Here is a 20520-nt window from a genome sequence, read left to right as displayed (position 1 = left end):
GGGTCGACCGTAGTCAGGGCGTGCGGTTGCGTCGGGTCTCGATGATGTTGGGCAACTGCGAGATGCGCCCGAGCAGACGCCCGAGGGCGTCCAGGCCGGGGATCTCGATGGTCAGCGACATCAGCGCGGTGTTGTCTTCCTTGTTCGAGCGGGTATTCACCGCCAGCACGTTGATCCGCTCGTTGAGCAGGACCTGGGAGACGTCACGCAGCAGCCCCGGGCGATCGTAGGCGCGGATGACGATATCCACCGGATAGGTCTGCACCGGCACCGGGCCCCAGCTGACCTGGATCATCCGCTCCGGCTCGCGTCCGGCCAGTTGCAGCACCGAGGCGCAATCCTGGCGGTGGATGGTCACGCCGCGGCCCTGGGTGATGTAGCCAACGATTGCGTCGCCAGGCAGCGGCTGGCAGCAGCCGGCCATCTGCGTCAGCAGGTTGCCGACGCCCTGGATCTGGATGTCGCCGCGCTTGCCCGGCTTGACGCCGCTGGCCTTGCGGGTGATCAGATCAACTTCCTCGATGCGCTCCGGCTCGACCAGTTGCTGCGCCGCGTTGACCAGGTGGGCCAGGCGCAGGTCGCCGGCACCGAGGGAGGCGAACATATCCTCGGCGGCGCGCAGGTTGGCCTTTTCCGCCAGGCGCTCGAAGTCCACCTGGGGCAGGCCGAGGCGGTTCAGTTCGCGCTCCAGCAGGCTCTTGCCGGCGGCGACGTTCTGGTCGCGGGCCTGCAGCTTGAACCAGTGGACGATCTTCGCCCGCGCCCGCGAGGTGGTGACGTAGCCAAGGTTCGAGTTCAGCCAGTCGCGGCTCGGATTGCCGTGCTTGCTGGTGATGATCTCGACCTGCTCGCCGGTCTGCAGGCTGTAGTTGAGCGGCACGATGCGCCCGTTGATCTTGGCGCCACGGCAGTTGTGGCCGATCTCGGTGTGCACGCGGTAGGCGAAGTCCAGCGGCGTGGCGCCCTTGGGCAGGTCGATGGCATGGCCGTCGGGGGTGAACACGTAGACCCGGTCCGGCTCGATATCGACCCGCAGCTGTTCGGCCAGGCCGCCGATATCACCCAGTTCCTCGTGCCACTCCAGGACCTGGCGCAGCCAGGAGATCTTCTCTTCGTAGTGGTTGGACCCGGACTTGACGTCGGTCCCCTTGTAGCGCCAGTGCGCACAGACGCCGAGCTCGGCCTCCTCGTGCATGGCGTGGGTACGGATCTGCACTTCCAGGACCTTGCCCTCGGGGCCGATCACCGCGGTGTGCAGCGAGCGATAGCCGTTTTCCTTGGGGTTGGCGATGTAGTCGTCGAATTCCTTGGGAATGTGCCGCCACAGGGTGTGGACGATACCCAGCGCGGTGTAGCAGTCGCGCATTTCCGGGACCAGCACGCGCACCGCGCGCACGTCGTAGATCTGGCTGAACTCCAGGCCCTTGCGCTGCATCTTGCGCCAGATGGAATAGATGTGTTTCGCCCGGCCGCTGATATCGGCCTTGACCCCGGTGGCCAGCAGTTCGTTCTGCAACTGCGCCATGACGTCGTTGATGAAGCGCTCGCGGTCCAGCCGGCGCTCGTGCAGGAGCTTGGCGATCTGCTTGTACTGGTCGGGCTCCAGGTAGCGGAAGGACAGGTCTTCCAGCTCCCACTTGATATGACCGATACCCAGGCGGTGCGCCAGCGGCGCGTAGATGTCGAACACCTCGCGGGCGACACGATGGCGTTTTTCGTCGTCGGCGTTCTTCAGCGCGCGGATCGCGCAGGTCCGCTCGGCCAGCTTGATCAGCGCGACGCGGACGTCGTCGACCATGGCCACGAGCATCTTGCGCAGGTTCTCGACCTGCGCCTGGGAGCCCAGCACCAGCGAGTGGCGCGGGTTGAGGCTGGCACTGATGGCGGCCATGCGCAGCACGCCGTCGATCAGCTTGGAGACCACCGGGCCGAAGCGCTGGGCGACCTCGGCCAGGGTGACCTTGCCCTCGCGCACCGCGCGGTAGATGATCGCGGCGACCAGCGAGTCCTGGTCGAGCTTGAGGTCGGCGAGGATTTCGGCGATTTCCAGGCCGGCCTGGAAACTCGACGTACCGTCGGCCCACGAGTGTTTGTCCTGGTTGCCCTGCTTCTCGATTTCGTGGGCGAACTCGCAGGCAACCTTGAGGGCTTCCCGGTTCAGCGCCGCATCGACGCTGCACACGTGATCCAGCCATGCTTCGAGATTGATACTGCCGTCGGTGTTGACCGGCTGGTGCACTCTCACCTGTACCATCTTTGTTTACCTTTCCCTACAGCGCATGCGCGATGCGCTTGAAAACTCGGGTGTCGTCCCTCCAGAGGCGGAGACGACACCGGGCGGCCAGCTACCCTAGCCCACCTCGAATAACGCCATGGCCTCGACATGCGCTGTCTGCGGGAACATGTCGAGGATCCCGGCCCTTTTTAACCGGTAACCCTGCTTGATCAATTCAAGCGTATCGCGGGCCAGGGTCGCCGGATTGCACGACACGTAGACCAGCCGTTTGGCACCTAGTGCTGCGATTTTTCTGACGACCTCGTAGGCACCGTCTCGCGGTGGGTCCAAGAGTACCGCAGAAAACCCTTCCGCCGCCCAACCGGACGCACTCAGGGGTTGGGATAAATCCGCCTGAAAACAGCGAACATTATTCAAATTATTGCTACGGGCGTTGGCCGCGGCCCGTTCGACCATCGCCTGCACGCCTTCCACTGCCACCACCTCGGCAGCCTGCTGGGCCAGCGGCAGGGCGAAATTGCCCAGGCCGCAGAACAGGTCCAGCACCCGCTCGCCAGGTTGCACGGCGAGCCAGTCGAGGGCCTGTTCGATCATCGCCGTATTGACCCCGGCGTTGACCTGGACGAAATCACCAGGACGATAGGCCAGGGTCAGTTTCCACGGTTCCAGTTCGAAGCCCAGTGGCTGATCCGCCTCGACCGCCGCCGGTTCGCCCTCGCCTTGCAGCCACAGTTGCACGCCGGCTTCGGCGCAGAATGCCGTCAGCTTTGCCAGGTCCACCTCGCCCAGCGGGGCGGTGTGCCGCACCAGCATGGCCAGGGCGGTGCCGCTGAACAGCTCGACATGCCCGATCACCTGCGGCTTCGCCAGGCTCTGCAGGAGCAACGGCAGATGCCGCATCACCGACTGCAAGGGCTGTACCAGCACCGGACAGTCGTCGATGGCGACGATGTCCTGGCTGGCTTCGGCGCGAAAACCGACATCCAGCCTGCGGGTCTTCTGGTCCCAGCGCACGGCGATGCGCGCGCGGCGGCGGTAGCCGAATTCAGGGCCGCTCAGCGGCGCCGCCCAGTGTTCCGGAGCGACACCCGCCACCCGCTGCAACTGCTCGGCGAGCAGGCGCTGCTTGAGTTCGAGCTGGTCGGCATGGGCAAGGTGCTGCAGGTTGCAGCCACCGCAGCGGTCGAAATGCCGGCACGGCGCTTCACGGCGCTGCGCGCTGGCGCTGAAGACCCGCTCCAGGCGCGCCTCGACCACCTTGCCATGGGCATTGAGCACCCGCGCCTCGACCTCCTCGCCGGCCAGCGCACCGCTGACGAACCAGGTGCGTCCCTCGACGAAGGCAATACCGCGCCCGTCCCCGGCCAGGCGCTCGATGCCCAGGCGCTGCTTCTTGCCCACCGGCACCTGGGGCGCGCGGCTGCCGCCGGCCGGCTGGAAGCGCAGGCCGCCGTTACGTTTGCTTTTGGACATCAGCGATCCGCGTCGAAAATGCCGGTCGACAGGTAGCGGTCGCCACGGTCGCAGATGATCGCCACCAGGGTCGCGTTTTCCACTTCCTGGGCGATTCGCAGCATGCCCGCCACTGCACCGCCGGAGGACACGCCGCAGAAGATGCCTTCCTCGCGCGCCAGGCGGCGGGTGGTTTCCTCGGCTTCGCTCTGGGCCATGTCGATCACCCGATCGACGCGCTCGGCCTGGAAGATCGACGGCAGGTATTCGTGCGGCCAGCGGCGGATGCCGGGGATGGCCGATCCGTCCATCGGTTGCAGGCCGATGATCTGGATCGCCGGGTTCTGCTCCTTGAGGTAGCGCGAGCAGCCCATGATGGTGCCGGTGGTGCCCATGGAGCTGATGAAGTGGGTGATCTGGCCGCCGGTCTGGCGCCAGATTTCCGGGCCGGTGCTGCCGTAGTGAGCCTCGGGATTGTCGCCGTTGCCGAACTGGTCGAGGACCAGGCCGCGGCCTTCGTCGCGCAGGCGCTCGGCGAGATCGCGTGCCCCTTCCATGCCCTCTTCCTTGCTGACCAGGATCAGCTCGGCACCGTAGGCGGTCATCGCCGCCTTGCGTTCGGCGCTGGAGTTGTCGGGCATGATCAGGATCATCTTGTAGCCCTTGATCGCCGCGGCCATCGCCAGGGCGATGCCGGTGTTGCCGGAGGTCGCCTCGATCAGGGTGTCACCCGGCTTGATCTGGCCGCGCAGTTCGGCGCGGGTGATCATCGACAGCGCCGGACGGTCCTTGACCGAGCCCGCCGGGTTGTTGCCTTCGAGTTTCACCAAGAGGGTGTTGCTGGTTTCGCCGGCCATGCGTTGCAGGCGAACCAGGGGGGTGTTGCCGACGCAATCGGCGATGGTGGGGTACTGCACGGTCATGGCGTTTTCGCAATCCAGACTCACGGGGCCGCCTATCATACCGGCAAACCGTCCCGCTCCATATCACGCAATATGCGGGGCTTATAGCCGATCGCTATAACCTTGGACCAGCTCGGGGGTCTGCACCGCCAGCAGGCGCAGATTCAGGCGCAGGCCGCGCCCCGTGTTCTGCGCCCACAGCCGTCCACCCTGGCGCTGCACGGCATTGCGCGCAATGCTCAGGCCCAGGCCGAAGCCGCCGTCACCCGGCCGCGAGCCATCGAGTCGGGTGAACGCGGCGAAGATGCGTTCCAGTTCCGCCTCGTCCACTCCGCCGCCTTCGTCCTCCAGCCAGATCAGCCAGTGCTCGCCCTGGCGCTGGCCGCCGAGCCGGATCCGGCCATGCCCCGGGGAATGGCGGATGGCGTTGCGCAGGATGTTCTCCAGGGCCTGGGCCAGGCTGTTGAGGTGGCCCTGGACCCAGCAGTCGCCGTCCAGCTCGCAGTGCAGTTGCGTCCGCGGCCAGGCGGTTTCGAAGCAGGCGTCCTCGCAGAGCATTTCCCACAGCGCGGCGATCTCGATCGGCTCGCAGGCCAGCGGCGCCCGTTCGGCATCCAGCCAGGCCAGTTGCAGGGCGTCTTCCACCAGGCGCTGCATGCCCTCCACTTCGCGGCCGAGACGCTCGCGCAGGCGCGCCGGATCCTGTTCGCTGTCGCTGGCGACCTGCAGCCGGCTCAGCGGCGTGCGCAGTTCATGGGACAGGTCGCGGAGCAACTGCTGCTGCAGGGCCACGGTGCTTTGCAGGCGCTCGGCCATGTCATCGAAGGCGCGCCCCAGCTCGCCGAACTCGTCGCCGCGGCTGGTGGTGGCGCTGGCCACCCGCGCGGTGAGGCGCTCGGCGCGCCAGGCATTGGCCTGGTCGCGCAACTGGTGCAGGGGACGGATCAGCATGCGGTACAGGCCGACGCAGAACAGCAGGGTCAGCAGACCGGGAATCAGGCCATTGGTGACCATGCGCCAGAACAGCAGGTTCCAGCGGTCGGGGATCAGCCGCTGCGGCAGTTCGATCACCAGGCTGCCGAGGGCGGAATCATCGGGAAATGGCACGCGCATCCAGGGTGCGGTGGCAGAGTGGCGGCTGATCGGCCGATCGAGGCCGCGCAGGTTGGTCAGGCGCATGACCTCGGCATCGGTCAGCGGCAGGCTGCCCAGGGGTTGCAGGTCCGGACCGATCACGCCGATGAACCCGCTTTCGCGCTCACGCATGCCGCTCAGCCACAGATCGACACCCGCCGTCCCGCCGCTCTGCAGGGCCCGCTCGGCCTCGGCAGCGTAACCCTCCAGCAGCGTCCGCGCCTGTGGCGCCAGATAAGCGTTGCGCACTTCCATATGGCGGCCCCAGGACAGGGTCAGGCCGATCAACAGCAGGCAGAAACCCACCATGAGGATCGCCAGTTTCCAGAACAGCGAGTGACGATTGGGCACCTCACTGCTCCTCGCCAGCGCTCAGGACATAGCCCTGGCCCCACACGGTGCGCACCTGGCGCTCCAGATAGCCGATCGCCTTGAGCTTGCGGCGAATCTGGCTGACGTGCATGTCCAGGCTGCGGTCGTGTCGCGAATAGCCGCGCTGCAGGACGTGCTGATAAAGGAAGGGTTTGCTCAGCACTTCGTCGTTGCTGCGCTGCAGGGTATCGAGCAGGCGGTACTCGCTGGGCGTCAGGCCCGCCCACTGGCCGGCGTGGCAGACATCGCTGGCCTCGTCGTCGAAGCGCAGCTCGCTGCTCGGGGCCTTGCTCAGCGGCGAGAAACGCCGTTCCAGATCGACCCGGCGCAGGATGGCTTCGATGCGCACCCGCAACTCGGCCATGCTGAACGGCTTGGGCAGGTAATCGTCGGCGCCGCGCTGGAAACCGGTGATGCGGTCGGCCTCGGCGCCCAGCGCCGACATCATGATCACCGGCGTGCTGCTGCGCTCACGCAACTGCACCAGGGCGTCCAGACCGGTCATTCCGGGTAGCAGGATGTCCATCAGGACCACATCGAAATGCCGCTCGCGCGCCTGCTCCAGCCCGTCCCGGCCATTGCGGCACCAGGTCACGAGAAAACCACTACGCTGCAACTGCTCGTGCAGATAGGCACCGAGCACCGGGTCGTCCTCGATGGCGAGAATGTTGGGATTGCGGATCACGGCGGGACTCATTGGCGGCTGCTAGCAATTCTCAATTGCGCAATTATTGAGCATTCCCCTCCCCCCAGGCAACTCGACCCGCGTACAAGGGCGCACGCCGCCGACACAGAGCGATAGTGCATTAGCGCCACAGTCGCGGTAGCTTTCTTCCCACCCAGCGCGGAGCAGACACAGGAGACCGGCGTGCTGAATCGTTTTGGAATCAGGACTCGCGTGCTGTTGCTCGCCGTGGTCCCCGCCGCGGCCATGGCACTGGTGCTCGGCAGCTACTTCACCTGGCTGCAGCAGAACGAGCTGCAGACCCAGCTGCTGCAACGCGGCCGGATGATCACCGAGAGCCTGGCGCCGCTGGCCGGTCCGGCCCTGGCGCGCAAGGACCGCGCGCAGCTGGAGCGCATCGCCGCACAGACGCTGGAACAGGCCGACGTGCGCGCGGTGTCCTTCCTCGGCGCCGATCGCGCGAACCTGGCCCATGCCGGGCCGAGCATGCTCAACATGCCGCCCGCCGGTGGCGGCACGCAGATGCTGCAACGCTCCGGCAGCGACGCCACGCGCTACCTGCTGCCGGTTTTCGGCCATCATCGCGACCTCGCCGACGACCCCGTGCCGCAGGAGGCCGAGCGCCTGCTGGGCTGGGTGGAAATCGAGATCGCCCACGGCAGCACCCTGCTGCGCGGCTACCGCAGCCTGTTCGCCAGCCTGCTGCTGATTCTCATCGGCTTGATGGCCACCTCGCTCCTGGCCCTGCGCATGAGCCGCGCGATCAACGGTCCGATCGGGCAGATCAAGCATGCAGTCAGCCAGCTCAAGGACGGCAACCTGGAAGAACGCCTGAGCGCCATGGGCAGCTACGAGCTGGACGAACTGGCCGCTGGCATCAACCGCATGGCCGAAACCCTGCACAACGCCCACGAAGAGCTGCAGCACAGCATCGACCAGGCCACCGAGGACGTGCGCCAGAACCTGGAAACCATCGAGATCCAGAACATCGAGCTGGACATGGCGCGCAAGGAAGCCATCGAGGCGAGCCGGATCAAGTCCGAATTCCTCGCCAACATGAGCCACGAGATCCGCACGCCGCTCAATGGCATCCTCGGCTTCACCCACCTGCTGCAGAAAAGCGAGCTGACCCCGCGCCAGCACGACTACCTCGGCACCATCGAAAAGTCCGCCGACAGCCTGCTGGGGATCATCAACGAGATCCTCGACTTCTCCAAGATCGAGGCCGGCAAGCTGGTGCTGGAGAGCATTCCGTTCAACCTGCGCGACCTGATCCAGGACACCCTGACCATCCTCGCCCCGGCGGCCCACGCCAAGCAGCTCGAACTGGTCAGCCTGGTCTACCGCGACACGCCGCTGTCGCTGATCGGCGACCCGCTGCGGCTCAAGCAGATCCTCACCAACCTGGTGAGCAACGCGATCAAGTTCACCCGCGAGGGCACCATCGTCGCCCGCGCCATGCTCGAGGACGAGCGCGAGGATTCGGTGCAGCTGCGCATCTGCATCCAGGACACCGGCATCGGCCTTTCCGCCCAGGACGTGCGTGCGCTGTTCCAGGCCTTCAGCCAGGCCGACAATTCGCTGTCGCGCCAGCCCGGCGGCACCGGCCTGGGCCTGGTGATCTCCAAGCGCCTGATCGAGCAGATGGGCGGAGAGATCGGCGTCGACAGCACGCCCGGCGAAGGTTCGCAGTTCTGGATCAGCCTGAGCCTGCCCAAGGCCCGCGACAGCAGCGAGGACCAACCGCTGCCGGCCCTGCGGGGGCGGCGTACGGCGATCACCGACAACCACGAGCTGGCCCGCCAGGCGCTGGAGCATCAACTGGAGGATTGCGGCCTGACGGTCAGCACCTTCAATTCGCCGGAGCAACTGCTCGGCGCAGTCGAGGCCGCGCACCTGGCCGGGCAGCCGTTCGAGCTGGCGGTGCTCGGGGTCAACCTGCACGACCTGCCGCCCGACCGCCTCGGCCAGCTGATCCAGCGCCTGGAGCAGTTCTCCTGCCAGGCCCTGGTGCTCTGCCCGACCACCGAGCAGGCGCTGTACCACCCGTATCTGCCCAACGCCCACGGCCAGCTCTACGCCAAGCCGGCCTGCACGCGCAAACTGCGCCGCGCGCTGATCGAACTGATCCAGCCACGGCGCTACCAGGGCGAGGTCAAGACCGTCCAGGGCCAGCGCCTGCGCAAGGTGCTGTGCGTCGACGACAACCCGGCCAACCTGCTGCTGGTGCAGACCCTGCTGGAAGACCTCGGCGCCGAGGTCCTGGCGGTGGACAGCGGCAAGGCGGCGATCAAGGCAGTGCAGCAGGACAGCTTCGACCTGGTGCTGATGGACGTACAGATGCCGGGCATGGACGGTCGCGAGTGCACCGAGCAGATCCGCCGCTGGGAAGCCGGCCAGGGCGGCCAGGCGCTGCCCATCGTGGCGCTGACCGCGCACGCCATGGCCAACGAGAAACGCGCCCTGCTGCACAGCGGCATGGACGATTACCTGACCAAGCCGATCAGCGACCGGCAACTGGCCCAGGTCCTGCAGAAATGGACCGGCCTGCCGGTCAATGTCGTCCGCGACGAGCGCAGCGCCAGCCATCATCACGGCAACAGCGAGCTGAAGGTGCTGGATCCGGAAGAAGGCCTGCGCCTGGCCGCCGGCAAGCCGGACCTGGCCGCAGACATGCTGGCGATGCTACTGGCCTCGCTGGAGTCCGATCGCCAGGCGATTCGCGCGGCCCGCGACAGCGGTGACCGCGCCGCGACCATCGAGCGTGTGCACCGCCTCAACGGCGCCACCCGCTACTGTGGCGTGCCACAGTAGCGCGCCGCCTGCCAGCGCAGCGAAACCCTGCTCAAGCAGGACGATCCGCAAGCCCAGCAATCCCTCGACGACCTCGAGCGGGCCATCGATCGCCTGACCCACGCCGCACGCCAGAGCGCCTGACCTGCGACAAAGCCCGGTGCGCCGGGCTTGGCTACACTGGGCCATTCGATCATTGCGGAGCCCGACCATGCGCGCCTTGTTCTTCAGCAGCCAGACCTACGACCAGGACAGCTTCAACGCCGCCCCAGCAGTGGACGACCTGGAGCTGCACTTCCTGCCCGCCCGCCTGAACGAGGACACTGCGGTGCTCGCCGCCGGCCACGAAGTGGCCTGCGCCTTCATCAACGACGACCTCTCGGCAGCGGTGCTGGAACGCCTGGCCGCCGCCGGCACGCGCCTGATCGCCTTGCGCTCGGCCGGCTACAACCATGTCGACCTGGCCGCCGCCAGGCGCCTGGGCCTGACCGTCACGCGGGTTCCGGCCTATTCGCCGCATGCGGTGGCGGAGCACGCGGTGGCGCTGATCCTGTCGCTGAATCGCCGTCTGCACCGCGCCTACAACCGCACCCGCGAAGGCGATTTCAGCCTGCATGGCCTGACCGGCTTCGACCTGCACGGCAAGACCGTCGGCGTGGTCGGCACCGGGCAGATCGGCCTGGCCTTCGCCCGCATCATGGCCGGCTTCGGCTGCCAGTTGCTGGCCTTCGATCCCTACCCGAACCCGGATGTCATCGCCCTCGGTGCGCGCTATGTGGCGCTGGACGAGCTGTTGCGCCGCTCCAACATCATCAGCCTGCATTGCCCGCTGACTCCGCAGACCCGCCACCTGATCAATATCCAGAGCCTGGCCGACCTGCAGCCGGGCGCCATGCTGATCAATACCGGACGCGGCGCCCTGGTGGACACACCGGCGCTGATCGAGGCGCTGAAGAGCGGTCAGCTCGGCTACCTGGGGCTGGATGTGTACGAGGAAGAGGCGCAGATCTTCTTCGAGGACCGCTCCGACCAGCCCCTGCAGGACGACGTGCTGGCGCGCCTGCTGACCTTCCCCAACGTCATCGTCACCGCGCACCAGGCCTTCCTGACCCGCGAGGCGCTGGCCGCCATCGCTGGTACGACCCTGGACAACATCGCCCGATGGATGGTCGGCGAGCCGCAGAATCTGGTGGAGGGATAAGGTAGGATACGCGGCAAATTTGGAGGCCCCATGGTCGAACACGATTTCCGCTACACCCTCTTCAACCCGCAACACACCTTGATCGAATGCCGCGCGCTGGTGCCTGGCCGTTACCAGGTCACCGGCAACGGCGGCTCGATCCAGAAAGGCGACGTCCTGCTGGTTACCCTCAAAGGCAGCAGGGACCTGTCCATGCGCCTCACCGTCGACAGCGTCCGTCACCTGATCAACCCGCGCGGCCAGTGGGTCGCGATGGCGGCCGGTCCGGTCTTCGGCGAGCTGGCGATTCATCAGTGGCAGGTCAACTGCGATGGCTGCCAGGCAACGCTGGACTTCGAATTCGCCGTGGACACCACGCTGGGCAAGAAAGCCGAGCAGCCGGCCGCCGTGGCGCGTATCGCCGAGCTGGGCTGGCTGAGCAAGGGCGACAAGCACCTGTGCCCGCAATGCCGGGAGCAGGCGCAGTGAAAAACCTGGTTTTGAGCGCTCTGGCACTTGCCGCCCTGGCGGGCTGCGCGGCCGAGCCGGTGAAGCTGCAGCGCGAGCGCAGCTATGTACTGGAGTGGATCGGCGAGCGTCCGCTGATGGACTACAGCCACCTGACCCTGACCCTCGCCGAGGATGGCCGGGCCTATGGCAACGGCGGCTGCAACCACTGGTTCGCGCAGTACCAGCTGCAGGGCGACAGGCTCAGCTTCGGCAGCATCGGCAGCACCCGCAAGCTCTGCGCGCCAGCGCTGATGGAGCAGGAAAAACGCTTCTTCGAGGCCCTGGCGACGGTACAGCGCTGGGATATCTCGCCGATCGAGCAGATCCGCTTCTGGCCGGCCGAGGGCAAGCCGCTGCGCTTCTGGCCTGAAGAGGGTTGAGACGCATGGGGCCGCGTTGCGGCCCCCGAATACACCGCGATCAGGCGCCCTTGAGCGCCTTGATCTTCTCCGCCAGCCCCGCCGCCGTCTGCTCGCCCAGCAACTGCTCACGCACCTTGCCCTTGCCGTCGATGATGTAGGTCACCGGCAGGCCTTCGGCACGCGGCAGTTCGTAACGCTCGGCCGGATCCTCGGCGAGCACGGTGAAGCCGATGCCCATGGTCTCGGTGGACTTCTTCAGTTCCTCACCCTGCAGACCATCGAAGTTCACCCCGATCACGGTCACGCCCTGGCTCTGCCAGTCCTTGGCGAAGCTGTTCAGCTCGGGAATCTCCACCCGGCACGGGCCGCACCATTCGGCCCAGTAGTTGAGCACTACCCAGCGCCCCTCGAGTTGCTCGGCTTTCACCGTGTTGCCGTTCTGGTCGAGGCCGTAGTCCGCACCGCAACCACCGAGCACCAGGCTCATGCTGATGGCCAGGGCTGCCGCCAAACGCCTTGTCATGGGTCAATCCTTCTTCAAGATTCAGGCAAAATGCCAATTCGCTGCGGTTAGAATACCCGCCACTCACAGCTGGATGCGACCCTGACATGACCGACCTGACGCTCTACCACAACCCGCGCTGCTCGAAATCCCGTGGCGCGCTGGAACTGCTCGAAGAACGCGGCCTCAACCCTGACGTGGTGCGCTACCTGGAAACCCCGCCGGACGCAGCGACCCTCAAGGCCCTGCTCGGCAAGCTGGGCATCGGCGCACGCCAGCTGCTGCGCACGGGTGAAGACGAGTACAAGAGCCTCGACCTGGCCAACCCGGCGCTGAGCGACGAGCAACTGATCGCCGCCATGGCCGCGCATCCCAAGCTGATCGAACGGCCGATCCTGGTGGTCGGCGACAAGGCCGTGATCGGCCGTCCTCCGGAGAAAGTGCTGGAGATCCTGCCGTGAGCCAGCCGTACATCCTGATCCTCTACTACAGCCGCCATGGCTCCACCAGCGAGATGGCCCGGCAGATCGCCCGCGGCGTCGAGCTGGCCGGACTGGAGGCACGCCTGCGCACCGTGCCGGCGATTTCCACCGAGTGCGAAGCGGTGGCCCCGGCGATTCCACCGACCGGCGCCCTGTACGCCACCCTCGACGACCTGCGCAACTGCGCCGGCCTGGCTCTCGGCAGCCCGACCCGCTTCGGCAACATGGCCGCGCCGCTCAAGTACTTCATCGACGGCACCAGCAGCCTGTGGCTGAGCGGCGGCCTGGTGGGCAAGCCGGCGGCGGCGTTCACCTCCACCGCCAGCCTGCATGGCGGCCAGGAATCGACCCTGCTGTCGATGCTGCTGCCGCTGATGCACCACGGCATGCTGATCATGGGCCTGCCCTACAGCGAATCGGCGCTGATCGAGACCAAGGGCGGCGGCACGCCGTATGGCGCCAGCCACCACGCCGGCGCCGATGGCAAGCGTGACCTGGACGCCGACGAGATCACCCTGTGCCGCGCCCTCGGCCAGCGCCTGGCGACGACCGCGAAGCTGCTGGAGAACGGGCGTGGCTAAAAAGCCGAAGATCCTTCCGCCGCTGGAGTGGCTGACCCCACGGGTGCGCCTGACCCGCGCCCTGAGCCTGGCGGCCTTCGCCAGCCTGGTGGCGCTGCTGGTGGTCAATACGCTGTTCTTCACCGACCTGCACGGCGCCCGGCCCTGGGTGATCCTCGGCATCCAGCTGCTGCCCCTGGCGCTGGTGGCACCGGGGATGATCGGCGGCAGCGCGCGGGCACATGCCTGGATGTGCTTCGTGCTCAACCTGTATTTCATCACCGGGGTGGAGGCGGCGTTCGACCCGAGCCGGGCGTTGTTCGGCTGGCTGGAGGTGGTGATCAGCCTGACGTTGTTCGTCAGTGCGCTGCTGTATATCCGCTGGCGCTTCCAGTTCGACCGGCGGGTGGCGGGAGAAGGTGTGGCCTGACCTCAAGGGCCTCATCGCTGGCAACGCCAGCTCCCACAGGTATCGCGTGCACCGCGGCCCCTGTGGCGGGCGTTGCCAGCGATGAGGCCTCGAAAGCAACAGAAAAATCAGTGGTTGACCGTATGCGCCAGCATCACCGACAACTGGCACAGCGGTCGCCCGCTTTCTGCATGCCACTGGTTGAACGCCTCCTGCACCAACGCAAGATCGCGCTGGCTGGTGGGCTTCTTGTCGATCACTTCCTGGGCGATCAGCGCCGCTGACATGTCATCGGTCGGAATGAAGGTGTCCTTGCCGACCATGCGCAGGAAGCGCGGCGCCGACAAACCACCCAACTGGTTGCCATGCCTGGCCAGGTATTTCCACAGACCGGTGATGTCGGTCACCGGCCAGTCGGCGATCAGCGCGGCGAAACTGCCCTTCTCCTTCTGCACGTCCAGCACCATCTGCGCGTTGCGCGGCACGCTCTTGAGCTTGCCCAGGTGACGGATCAGGCGGCTGTCCTGCATCAGCCGCTCAAGGTGCTCGGCGCCCATCAGCACCACCTTCTCCGGATCGAACCCGAAGAACACCTCCTCGAACGCCGGCCACTTGGCATCCACCAGGCTGTGCTTGAGCCCGGCACGAAACACCCGCAGGGCCAGGGTCGAGAGGTAGCGGTCGTCGCCGATGGCGCGCAACTGCGCCGGGCTCTTCGGCTGCGGCAGATAGGCTTCCAGCGCCGCGGCGGAGCCAAAGCGGTTCAGACAGTACTCATGCAGCCACTGGTAATCGCGCATGGGTCAGATGTTCAGCACGTCGAGGAAACGCGGGGTGGCGCTCTCGTCGATGCGCAGGCTGGTGAAATCGAACAGGTTGCGGTCGGCCAGTTGCGACGGCACCACGTTCTGCAGGCTGCGGAAGATGCTGTCGGTACGTCCAGGCGACTTGCGCTCCCACTCCACCAGCATCTCCTTGACCACCTGACGCTGCAGGTTTTCCTGGGAGCCGCAGAGGTTGCACGGGATGATCGGGAACTCCTTCATGTCCGAGTAGGCCTGGATATCCTTCTCCGAGCAGTAGGCCAGCGGGCGGATCACCACGTTGCGCCCGTCGTCGGCACGCAGCTTGGGCGGCATGGCCTTCATGGTGCCGTTGAAGAACATGTTGAGGAAGAAGGTCTCGACGATGTCGTCGCGGTGGTGACCGAGGGCCATCTTGGTCGCGCCGATCTCGTCGGCGAAGGTGTACAGGGTGCCGCGGCGCAGGCGCGAGCACAGCGAGCAGGTGGTCTTGCCTTCCGGGACCAGTTCCTTGACCACCGAGTAGGTGTCCTTCTCGACGATGTGGTACTCGATGCCCAGGGTCGCCAGGTAGGCCGGCAGCACTTCCTCGGGGAAGCCGGGCTGCTTCTGGTCCATGTTCACCGCGACGATGTCGAACTTGATCGGCGCCACTTTCTGCAGGTGCAGCAGAACATCGAGCATGGTGTAGCTGTCCTTGCCGCCGGACAGGCAGACCATGACCTTGTCGCCATCCTCGATCATGTTGTAGTCGGTGATGGCTTCGCCGGCGAGGCGGCGCAGGCGTTTTTGCAGTTTGTTCTGGTTGACCGAAAGGGTGCCCATGGCGCTTGAATCCGCGAGGTGTGACAAAAGGCGCGTATTTTACGCATAAACCGGGGCCGGGGGCAGGCCAATCCGATAAAGACTGCGAGGAAATCAAGCCAGCGCCTGACAGCGCGATTTGCTCTAAAAAAGCGGATTTGCGCGGCGAACGCCTTCCTATACTGCGACATAAGACCGCACCAATAGCGGCCTGTCCTGTCCGGCCCGTGCCTTGCGGGCTAGCAAGCGCTCCGCTGGGGGGCGATTGGAAACGACGTAGGAGTGATTGGCATGATCCATCACGTTGTAGGGCTGTTCACCCATCCTGACCAGGAATGGCGGGAGATTCGTGGCGAGGAGGAATCCATCAGCCACATGTACCTCACCCATACCCTGATACTCGCGGCGATTCCCGCGGTGTCGGCGTTCATCGGTACCACCCAGGTCGGCTGGGTCATCGGCGATCGCGCTCCGGTCATGCTGACCATGGAGAGCGCGCTGTGGATGACCATCATGTCGTACCTGGCCATGCTCGCCGGCGTTGCGGTCATGGGCGCCTTCATCCACTGGATGGCGCGCACCTACGATGCCAATCCGAGCCTGGCGCAATGCATCGCGTTCGCCACCTACACCGCCACCCCGCTGTTCATCGGCGGCCTGGCGGCACTCTACCCACACCTGTGGCTGGGGATGATCATCGGCACGGCAGCCATCTGCTACACGGTCTACCTGCTGTACGTCGGTTTGCCGACCTTCATGAACATTCCGTCCGACGAAGGCTTCCTGTTCTCGAGTTCGGTACTGGCGGTGGGCCTGGTGGTGCTGGTCGCCATCATGGCCTTCACCGTGATCACCTGGGGATTGGGCGTGGGGCCCGTCTACACCAACTAGAAAAAACGCCGACAACATAGGGGCAATACCTCGGGCCGCCGCAAGGCGGCCCGATTTCGTCCGCGGACCAATGGTCTCGGCGGCGCTTCGCCGGTTGCGGCATAATCGGCCGCTCAGGAGTACCGTCACGCATGCCAGAGCTGCTCACATCCCGCGTCGAAGACTGCTACAAACAAGCCGAAGCGTTTTTCAAACGCCCCTTCACCCGCCCGGTGGTCAGTTTCAAGCTGCGCGGACAGAAGGCCGGTGTCGCACACCTGCACGAGAACCTGCTGCGCTTCAACCTGCAGCTGTACCGCGAGAACCGCGAGGATTTCCTGCGCCAGACCGTGGCCCACGAAGTCGCGCACATGATCGCCCACCAGCTGTTCGGCGACCGCATCCAGCCCCATGGCGAGGAATGGCAACTGATCATGCGCGGGGTCTATGAACTGCCGCCGAACCGGTGCCACAACTACGAAGTGCAGCGTCGCACGGTGGCCCGCTATATCTACCGTTGCCCCTGTGCCGGCAGCGATTTCCCGTTTTCCGCGCAGCGCCATGGGCTGGTGGGCAAGGGCCGGCGCTATCTGTGTCGGCGGTGCCGGCAGACCCTGGTGTTTACCGGGGAAGTTCGCGTGGAGTAATGGTTTTCCGTTGAACCCGGCCGGCCTCATCACTGGCAACGCCAAACGAAAAAGCCCATCCGAAGATGGGCTTTCTTGCATCAGCGCGAAGGCTTAGCGAACGGCCGGGCCTTCAGCCACGCCCAGGTCGTCGAGCGGACGGGTCTCGGTCAGCGGCGAACCACCGGAAGCCAGCTCTTTCTGCAGCTTGTCTTCGTCCAGCTCCTTGACCCACTTGGCCACTACCACGGTGGCAACGGCGTTGCCGATCAGGTTGGTCAGGGCGCGGGCTTCGGACATGAAGCGGTCGATGCCAAGGATCAGCGCCAGGCCGGCCACCGGCAGGTGCCCCACGGCAGACAGGGTCGCGGCGAGGACGATGAAGCCCGAACCGGTGACGCCGGCAGCCCCCTTGGAAGCCACCAGCAGCACCAGCAGCAGGGTGATCTGGTGAGTGATGTCCATGGTGGTGTCGGTGGCCTGGGCGATGAACACCGCGGCCATGGTCAGGTAGATCGAGGTGCCGTCGAGGTTGAACGAGTAGCCGGTCGGGATCACCAGGCCAACCACGGATTTCTTCGCACCCAGGCGCTCCATCTTGGTCAGCATGCGCGGCAGGGCGGATTCCGAGGAGGAAGTACCCAGCACGATCATCAGCTCTTCACGGATGTAGCGGATCAGCTTCAGCACGCTGAAGCCGTGAGCACGGGCGATACCGCCGAGAATCACCAGGATGAACAGGATGCAGGTGATGTAGAAGCAGGCCATCAGGTAGCCCAGTTGCACCAGCGAACCGACGCCGTACTGGCCGATGGTGAAGGCCATGGCACCGAAGGCACCGATCGGCGCGAGCTTCATGATCATGTTGATGATGTTGAACATGACATGGGCGAAGCGGTCGATCAGCTCCAGTACCGGACGACCGTAGTCACCCAGGCGATGCAGGGCGAAGCCGAACAGTACCGAGAACATCAGCACCTGCAGGATGTCGCCGTTGGCGAAGGCGCCGACCACGGTGGCCGGGATCACGTTGAGCAGGAAGCCGACGGTGGTCTGCTGCGCGCCGGCGGCGGCATAGGCGGCCACGCTGCTGGCGTTCAGGGTGGAGACGTCGATGTGCATGCCGGCGCCCGGCTTGACCACGTTGACCACGACCAGGCCGATGATCAGGGCGATGGTGGAGACGATCTCGAAGTAGAGCAGCGCGTAGCCGCCGGTCTTGCCCACCGACTTCATGCTCTGCATGCCGGCGATGCCGCTCACCACGGTACAGAAGATGATGGGTGCGATGACCATCTTGATCAGTTTGACGAAGCCGTCACCCAGGGGTTTCAGGGCAACGCCGGCTTCAGGGTAGTAGTGACCGAGCAGGATACCGATGGTGATCGCTACCAGTACCTGGATATACAGCGATTTGTACAGTGGCTGACGGGCTGTCGTCATGGCTATGTTCCTCAAGGGCACCGGCCGGTCCTTCCCAGGACACGTGGCACCTGAATCGCGAACCCTCCTGCACTGGAGGGATTTGTTGTGTCGAGCTGCGTGGCAGAACTCTGCGGAGGTAATAGCAAGCCGGGTGCCAATTTGCGCTTTTGCGGTGCAGGCCCCGTGTTTACTGGGCTTTCCTGCACAAACAGGTGGCAATGCGGGGGATGTGAGTTGGCGGATTTCCGCCCGGGGCGGAATTTCGCCAAGCCAGGTTGGCGGTTATCCGCCTACGAAATGCAGGGAAATTTCTGTCGGACGAATCGCTCGGCCATCTCAGTCGGGGGCAAAGCGAATACGGAAGGCCGCGCCGCCCAGGGGCGAATCTCCGAGGGTGAGACGGGCGTCGTAGCTATCGATGATGTCCTTGGCCACCGCCAGGCCGATGCCCTGCCCCGGATACTGGCGATCCAGTCGCTCGCCGCGCTGGAGGATGCGTTCGCGCTGGTCCTCCGGCACGCCAGGGCCATCGTCCTCGATACACAGTTCCAGGGCACCGCCCTGGTGATGCAGGCTGATGCGCACCTGCCCCAGGCACAGGCGCCAGGCGTTTTCCAGCAGGTTGCCGAGCAGTTCCATCAACGCGCCCTGCTCCATCGGCACGCGCGCATCGTCGGCCACGGCGTAGTCGACCGCGACCTGCTTGTCGCGATAGACCTTGGCCAGGGTGCCGCACAGGCTTTCCAGCAGCGGGCGCAGCAGCACCCGGTGCCGGACCAGGCCACTCTTGCGCAGGCTGGCGCGCTGCAACTGGTAGTCGATCTGCTGGCTCATGCGCTCGATCTGGCTCTGCAGCACCCGCGCCTGCTCACGCTCCGCGGGACGCTGGGCCATGCTCTCGCTGACGCCCTGCAGCACCGCCAGCGGGGTCTTCAGGCTGTGGGCCAGATCGCCGAGGGAATCGCGGTAGCGCCCGCGCTGCTCGCGTTCGCCACGCAGCAGGCGGTTGAGCGAACGGGTCAGGCGCAGCAGCTCCCGCGGGTGCTCGCCGCTGAGATCCTCGCGGGTGCCGGACTCGATCTCGTCCAGTTCCACGGTCATCCGCCGCAGCGAACGCAGGCCCCAGGTCAGGCCGGCCCAGAGCAGCAGCAGAAGCACCAGCAGGGCGGCGCCGAAACCGAGATAGAGGCGCTCGCGCAGGCCGCTCAGGGTTTCCTGGTATTCGCGCAGCGGCTGCAGGGCGACGATGCTGTAGGCCGCGCTCTGGCCGCCGAGCAGCTTGACCTCGACGTCATAGACGAAGAACTCCTCGCCATCGTCCTGGCGGATCCGCGCGAATTCGTTGCCCCGCCCGTCATAGCGCGGCTGGTAGTTGATGTTCTCGTTGGCGGTGGCCCGCGAGCGCCAGACCAGATGGCCCTCGCGGTCATAGATGTAGCCGAGCAGGCGGCTATCGGGGAGGTTGAAGCGCTCGTCCGGCAGCAACACCGGCATCATCAGGCGCTTGTTCTCGACCCGCGCGGCGGAAATCAGCGTGGTCACGTCCGAGGCCAGGCGTTGCTCGATCGACTCCTGCAGGGCCAGGCTGAAGGTCTTCTGTAGCGCCGGCAGCAGCGCCAGCATGAACAGCAGCGCCAGCACGGCAGCCGCCAGCATCAGGCGCAGGCGCAGCGAACGGATCATCGGCAGCGCTCGGTGAACAGGTAGCCGAGGCCACGCACGGTATCGATCGGCCTGAAGCCACAGTCGCCCTCAAGCTTGCGCCGCAGACGGCCGACCAGCACTTCGATGACGTTCGGGTCGCGCTCGTCGTCGTTCGGGTAGAGCTGCTCCATCAGCCGCTCCTTGGCCACCACCTGCTGGTGGTGGAGCATCAGGTATTCGAGGATGCGGTATTCATACGCGGTCAGCGCCAGCGGCCGCTCGTCGAGCACGGCCTGCTTGCGGTTCAGGTCGAGACGCAGCGGACCGGCGGTGATGGTCGCCTGGGTGAAGCCGCTGGAACGGCGCAACAGGGCGTTGAGCCGGGCCTCCAGCTCCTCGAACTGGAAGGGTTTGACCAGATAGTCGTCGGCCCCGGCGGCGAGGCCCTCGACCTTGTCCTGCCAGTTGCCGCGGGCGGTGAGGATCAGGATCGGAAAACTCTTGTCGAGCGCGCGCAGGCGACCGATCAGTTCCAGGCCGCTCATGCCAGGCAGGCCCAGGTCGATGATCGCCAGGTCGTGATTGAACTGCCCGGCCTGGTACAACGCCTCCTCGGCGTCGCCCACCGCCTCGACCACATGACCGCCTTCGCTCAGACGGCTCTGGAGGTGGTGGCGCAACAGCGCTTCATCCTCGACCACCAGCAATTTCATCGAACGCTCCTCTTGCGATGCGGGTACGCAGAATAACAGTGAACCGGCCAGGGGCC

The 20520-nt window shown here is 65.7% G+C and carries 19 protein-coding genes and 1 pseudogene; 9 read left to right on the top strand and 11 right to left on the bottom strand.

The window, feature by feature from the left end; all coding sequences use genetic code 11:
• Nucleotides 1–13 precede the first annotated feature (13 nt).
• From relA to RTI28_RS08905, 5 genes are all read right to left on the bottom strand, one after another.
• Nucleotides 14–2254 carry a GTP diphosphokinase gene (gene relA / locus RTI28_RS08925; RefSeq protein WP_316920115.1) on the bottom strand — a complete coding sequence of 747 codons (2241 nt, stop codon included), beginning with the start codon at nt 2252–2254 and terminating at the stop codon, nt 14–16.
• Nucleotides 2255–2350: 96 nt separating this feature from the next.
• Nucleotides 2351–3709, bottom strand: a complete 1359-nt coding sequence (rlmD, locus tag RTI28_RS08920; RefSeq protein ID WP_316920114.1) for a 23S rRNA (uracil(1939)-C(5))-methyltransferase RlmD — start codon at nt 3707–3709, stop codon at nt 2351–2353.
• Nucleotides 3709–4611, bottom strand: coding sequence for a cysteine synthase CysM (cysM, locus tag RTI28_RS08915; RefSeq protein ID WP_316920272.1), 903 nt, complete (start codon nt 4609–4611; stop codon nt 3709–3711). The genes rlmD and cysM overlap by 1 nt, the downstream gene beginning before the upstream one ends.
• 81 nt (nt 4612–4692) lie before the next feature.
• Nucleotides 4693–6033 (bottom strand): histidine kinase sensor domain-containing protein, encoded by a 1341-nt coding sequence (locus RTI28_RS08910; RefSeq protein WP_316920271.1) that lies wholly within the window; start codon nt 6031–6033, stop codon nt 4693–4695.
• Nucleotides 6034–6076: 43 nt separating this feature from the next.
• On the bottom strand, nt 6077–6793 hold the full coding sequence (locus tag RTI28_RS08905) for a response regulator transcription factor (RefSeq protein ID WP_316920113.1): 717 nt from the start codon (nt 6791–6793) through the stop codon (nt 6077–6079).
• A 171-nt stretch (nt 6794–6964) separates the two neighbouring features.
• Between RTI28_RS08905 and RTI28_RS08900 the strand changes: the two are divergent.
• The 4 genes and pseudogenes from RTI28_RS08900 (at nt 6965) to RTI28_RS08885 (ending at nt 11644) form a co-directional block, all read left to right on the top strand.
• A pseudogene (locus RTI28_RS08900) lies at nt 6965–9718 on the top strand (response regulator).
• 67 nt (nt 9719–9785) lie between these two features.
• The gene (locus RTI28_RS08895; protein WP_316920112.1) at nt 9786–10775 is read left to right on the top strand and encodes a 2-hydroxyacid dehydrogenase; all 990 of its coding nucleotides are present in this window, start codon (nt 9786–9788) and stop codon (nt 10773–10775) included.
• Between the two features lie 30 nt (nt 10776–10805).
• Complete coding sequence (locus RTI28_RS08890; protein ID WP_316920111.1) at nt 10806–11243, top strand: hypothetical protein; 438 nt, start codon at nt 10806–10808, stop codon at nt 11241–11243.
• A complete protein-coding gene (locus RTI28_RS08885) occupies nt 11222–11644 on the top strand; it encodes an META domain-containing protein (protein WP_401257124.1) in 423 nt (140 codons plus the stop codon). The genes RTI28_RS08890 and RTI28_RS08885 overlap by 22 nt, the downstream gene beginning before the upstream one ends.
• Nucleotides 11645–11684: 40 nt before the next feature.
• Here the strand turns inward: RTI28_RS08885 and RTI28_RS08880 are convergent, their stop codons facing one another.
• Nucleotides 11685–12149 (bottom strand): TlpA disulfide reductase family protein, encoded by a 465-nt coding sequence (locus tag RTI28_RS08880; protein WP_316920109.1) that lies wholly within the window; start codon nt 12147–12149, stop codon nt 11685–11687.
• An 86-nt stretch (nt 12150–12235) separates the two neighbouring features.
• Here RTI28_RS08880 and arsC point away from each other — a divergent pair, with 86 nt between their 5' ends.
• Genes arsC through RTI28_RS08865 form a run of 3 tightly spaced genes read left to right on the top strand, consistent with a single transcriptional unit; the run spans nt 12236 to nt 13600 of the window.
• Complete coding sequence (arsC, locus tag RTI28_RS08875; RefSeq protein WP_316920108.1) at nt 12236–12589, top strand: arsenate reductase (glutaredoxin); 354 nt, start codon at nt 12236–12238, stop codon at nt 12587–12589.
• Entirely contained in the window at nt 12586–13191 is a 606-nt protein-coding gene (gene wrbA / locus RTI28_RS08870; RefSeq protein ID WP_042127785.1) for an NAD(P)H:quinone oxidoreductase, read from the top strand. Before arsC ends, wrbA begins: the two co-directional genes overlap by 4 nt.
• A complete protein-coding gene (locus tag RTI28_RS08865) occupies nt 13184–13600 on the top strand; it encodes a DUF2069 domain-containing protein (RefSeq protein ID WP_316920107.1) in 417 nt (138 codons plus the stop codon). Before wrbA ends, RTI28_RS08865 begins: the two co-directional genes overlap by 8 nt.
• A gap of 107 nt (nt 13601–13707) precedes the next feature.
• Here RTI28_RS08865 and RTI28_RS08860 read toward each other — a convergent pair whose 3' ends face one another.
• Nucleotides 13708–14379: a DNA-3-methyladenine glycosylase I gene (locus tag RTI28_RS08860; protein WP_316920106.1), complete on the bottom strand. Its 672-nt coding sequence runs from the start codon at nt 14377–14379 to the stop codon at nt 13708–13710.
• A gap of 3 nt (nt 14380–14382) precedes the next feature.
• The gene (ttcA, locus tag RTI28_RS08855; protein ID WP_042127778.1) at nt 14383–15207 is read right to left on the bottom strand and encodes a tRNA 2-thiocytidine(32) synthetase TtcA; all 825 of its coding nucleotides are present in this window, start codon (nt 15205–15207) and stop codon (nt 14383–14385) included.
• 270 nt (nt 15208–15477) lie between these two features.
• Here ttcA and RTI28_RS08850 point away from each other — a divergent pair, with 270 nt between their 5' ends.
• Together RTI28_RS08850 and RTI28_RS08845 are read left to right on the top strand one after the other, a co-directional pair.
• Nucleotides 15478–16077 (top strand): Yip1 family protein, encoded by a 600-nt coding sequence (locus RTI28_RS08850; protein WP_042127776.1) that lies wholly within the window; start codon nt 15478–15480, stop codon nt 16075–16077.
• A 131-nt stretch (nt 16078–16208) separates the two neighbouring features.
• The gene (locus RTI28_RS08845; protein ID WP_316920105.1) at nt 16209–16703 is read left to right on the top strand and encodes a SprT family zinc-dependent metalloprotease; all 495 of its coding nucleotides are present in this window, start codon (nt 16209–16211) and stop codon (nt 16701–16703) included.
• A gap of 93 nt (nt 16704–16796) precedes the next feature.
• Here the strand turns inward: RTI28_RS08845 and RTI28_RS08840 are convergent, their stop codons facing one another.
• The 3 genes from RTI28_RS08840 to RTI28_RS08830 all read right to left on the bottom strand — a co-directional run bounded on the left by RTI28_RS08840 (nt 16797) and on the right by RTI28_RS08830 (nt 20464).
• The gene (locus tag RTI28_RS08840; protein ID WP_316920104.1) at nt 16797–18125 is read right to left on the bottom strand and encodes a dicarboxylate/amino acid:cation symporter; all 1329 of its coding nucleotides are present in this window, start codon (nt 18123–18125) and stop codon (nt 16797–16799) included.
• A gap of 318 nt (nt 18126–18443) precedes the next feature.
• Nucleotides 18444–19790 (bottom strand): ATP-binding protein, encoded by a 1347-nt coding sequence (locus RTI28_RS08835; RefSeq protein ID WP_316920103.1) that lies wholly within the window; start codon nt 19788–19790, stop codon nt 18444–18446.
• Entirely contained in the window at nt 19787–20464 is a 678-nt protein-coding gene (locus tag RTI28_RS08830) for a response regulator transcription factor (protein ID WP_316920102.1), read from the bottom strand. Before RTI28_RS08830 ends, RTI28_RS08835 begins: the two co-directional genes overlap by 4 nt.
• Between the last annotated feature and the right edge of the window lie 56 nt (nt 20465–20520).

This window comes from Pseudomonas sp. zfem002, assembly GCF_032621685.1.
Taxonomy (GTDB): domain Bacteria; phylum Pseudomonadota; class Gammaproteobacteria; order Pseudomonadales; family Pseudomonadaceae; genus Aquipseudomonas; species Aquipseudomonas japonica.
Note: the sequence above shows the minus strand (reverse complement) of the source record. Positions and strands in the feature narration are given on the sequence as shown.

Coding starts and splice junctions, on each gene's coding strand:
- relA (WP_316920115.1), bottom strand. CDS start 2,254: ATGGTACAGGTGAGAGTGCACCAGCCGGTCAACACCGACGGCAGTATC.
- rlmD (WP_316920114.1), bottom strand. CDS start 3,709: ATGTCCAAAAGCAAACGTAACGGCGGCCTGCGCTTCCAGCCGGCCGGC.
- cysM (WP_316920272.1), bottom strand. CDS start 4,611: ATGACCGTGCAGTACCCCACCATCGCCGATTGCGTCGGCAACACCCCC.
- RTI28_RS08910 (WP_316920271.1), bottom strand. CDS start 6,033: ATGGTGGGTTTCTGCCTGCTGTTGATCGGCCTGACCCTGTCCTGGGGC.
- RTI28_RS08905 (WP_316920113.1), bottom strand. CDS start 6,793: ATGAGTCCCGCCGTGATCCGCAATCCCAACATTCTCGCCATCGAGGAC.
- RTI28_RS08895 (WP_316920112.1), top strand. CDS start 9,786: ATGCGCGCCTTGTTCTTCAGCAGCCAGACCTACGACCAGGACAGCTTC.
- RTI28_RS08890 (WP_316920111.1), top strand. CDS start 10,806: ATGGTCGAACACGATTTCCGCTACACCCTCTTCAACCCGCAACACACC.
- RTI28_RS08885 (WP_401257124.1), top strand. CDS start 11,222: ATGCCGGGAGCAGGCGCAGTGAAAAACCTGGTTTTGAGCGCTCTGGCA.
- RTI28_RS08880 (WP_316920109.1), bottom strand. CDS start 12,149: ATGACAAGGCGTTTGGCGGCAGCCCTGGCCATCAGCATGAGCCTGGTG.
- arsC (WP_316920108.1), top strand. CDS start 12,236: ATGACCGACCTGACGCTCTACCACAACCCGCGCTGCTCGAAATCCCGT.
- RTI28_RS08860 (WP_316920106.1), bottom strand. CDS start 14,379: ATGCGCGATTACCAGTGGCTGCATGAGTACTGTCTGAACCGCTTTGGC.
- ttcA (WP_042127778.1), bottom strand. CDS start 15,207: ATGGGCACCCTTTCGGTCAACCAGAACAAACTGCAAAAACGCCTGCGC.
- RTI28_RS08850 (WP_042127776.1), top strand. CDS start 15,478: ATGATCCATCACGTTGTAGGGCTGTTCACCCATCCTGACCAGGAATGG.
- RTI28_RS08845 (WP_316920105.1), top strand. CDS start 16,209: ATGCCAGAGCTGCTCACATCCCGCGTCGAAGACTGCTACAAACAAGCC.
- RTI28_RS08840 (WP_316920104.1), bottom strand. CDS start 18,125: ATGACGACAGCCCGTCAGCCACTGTACAAATCGCTGTATATCCAGGTA.
- RTI28_RS08835 (WP_316920103.1), bottom strand. CDS start 19,790: ATGATCCGTTCGCTGCGCCTGCGCCTGATGCTGGCGGCTGCCGTGCTG.
- RTI28_RS08830 (WP_316920102.1), bottom strand. CDS start 20,464: ATGAAATTGCTGGTGGTCGAGGATGAAGCGCTGTTGCGCCACCACCTC.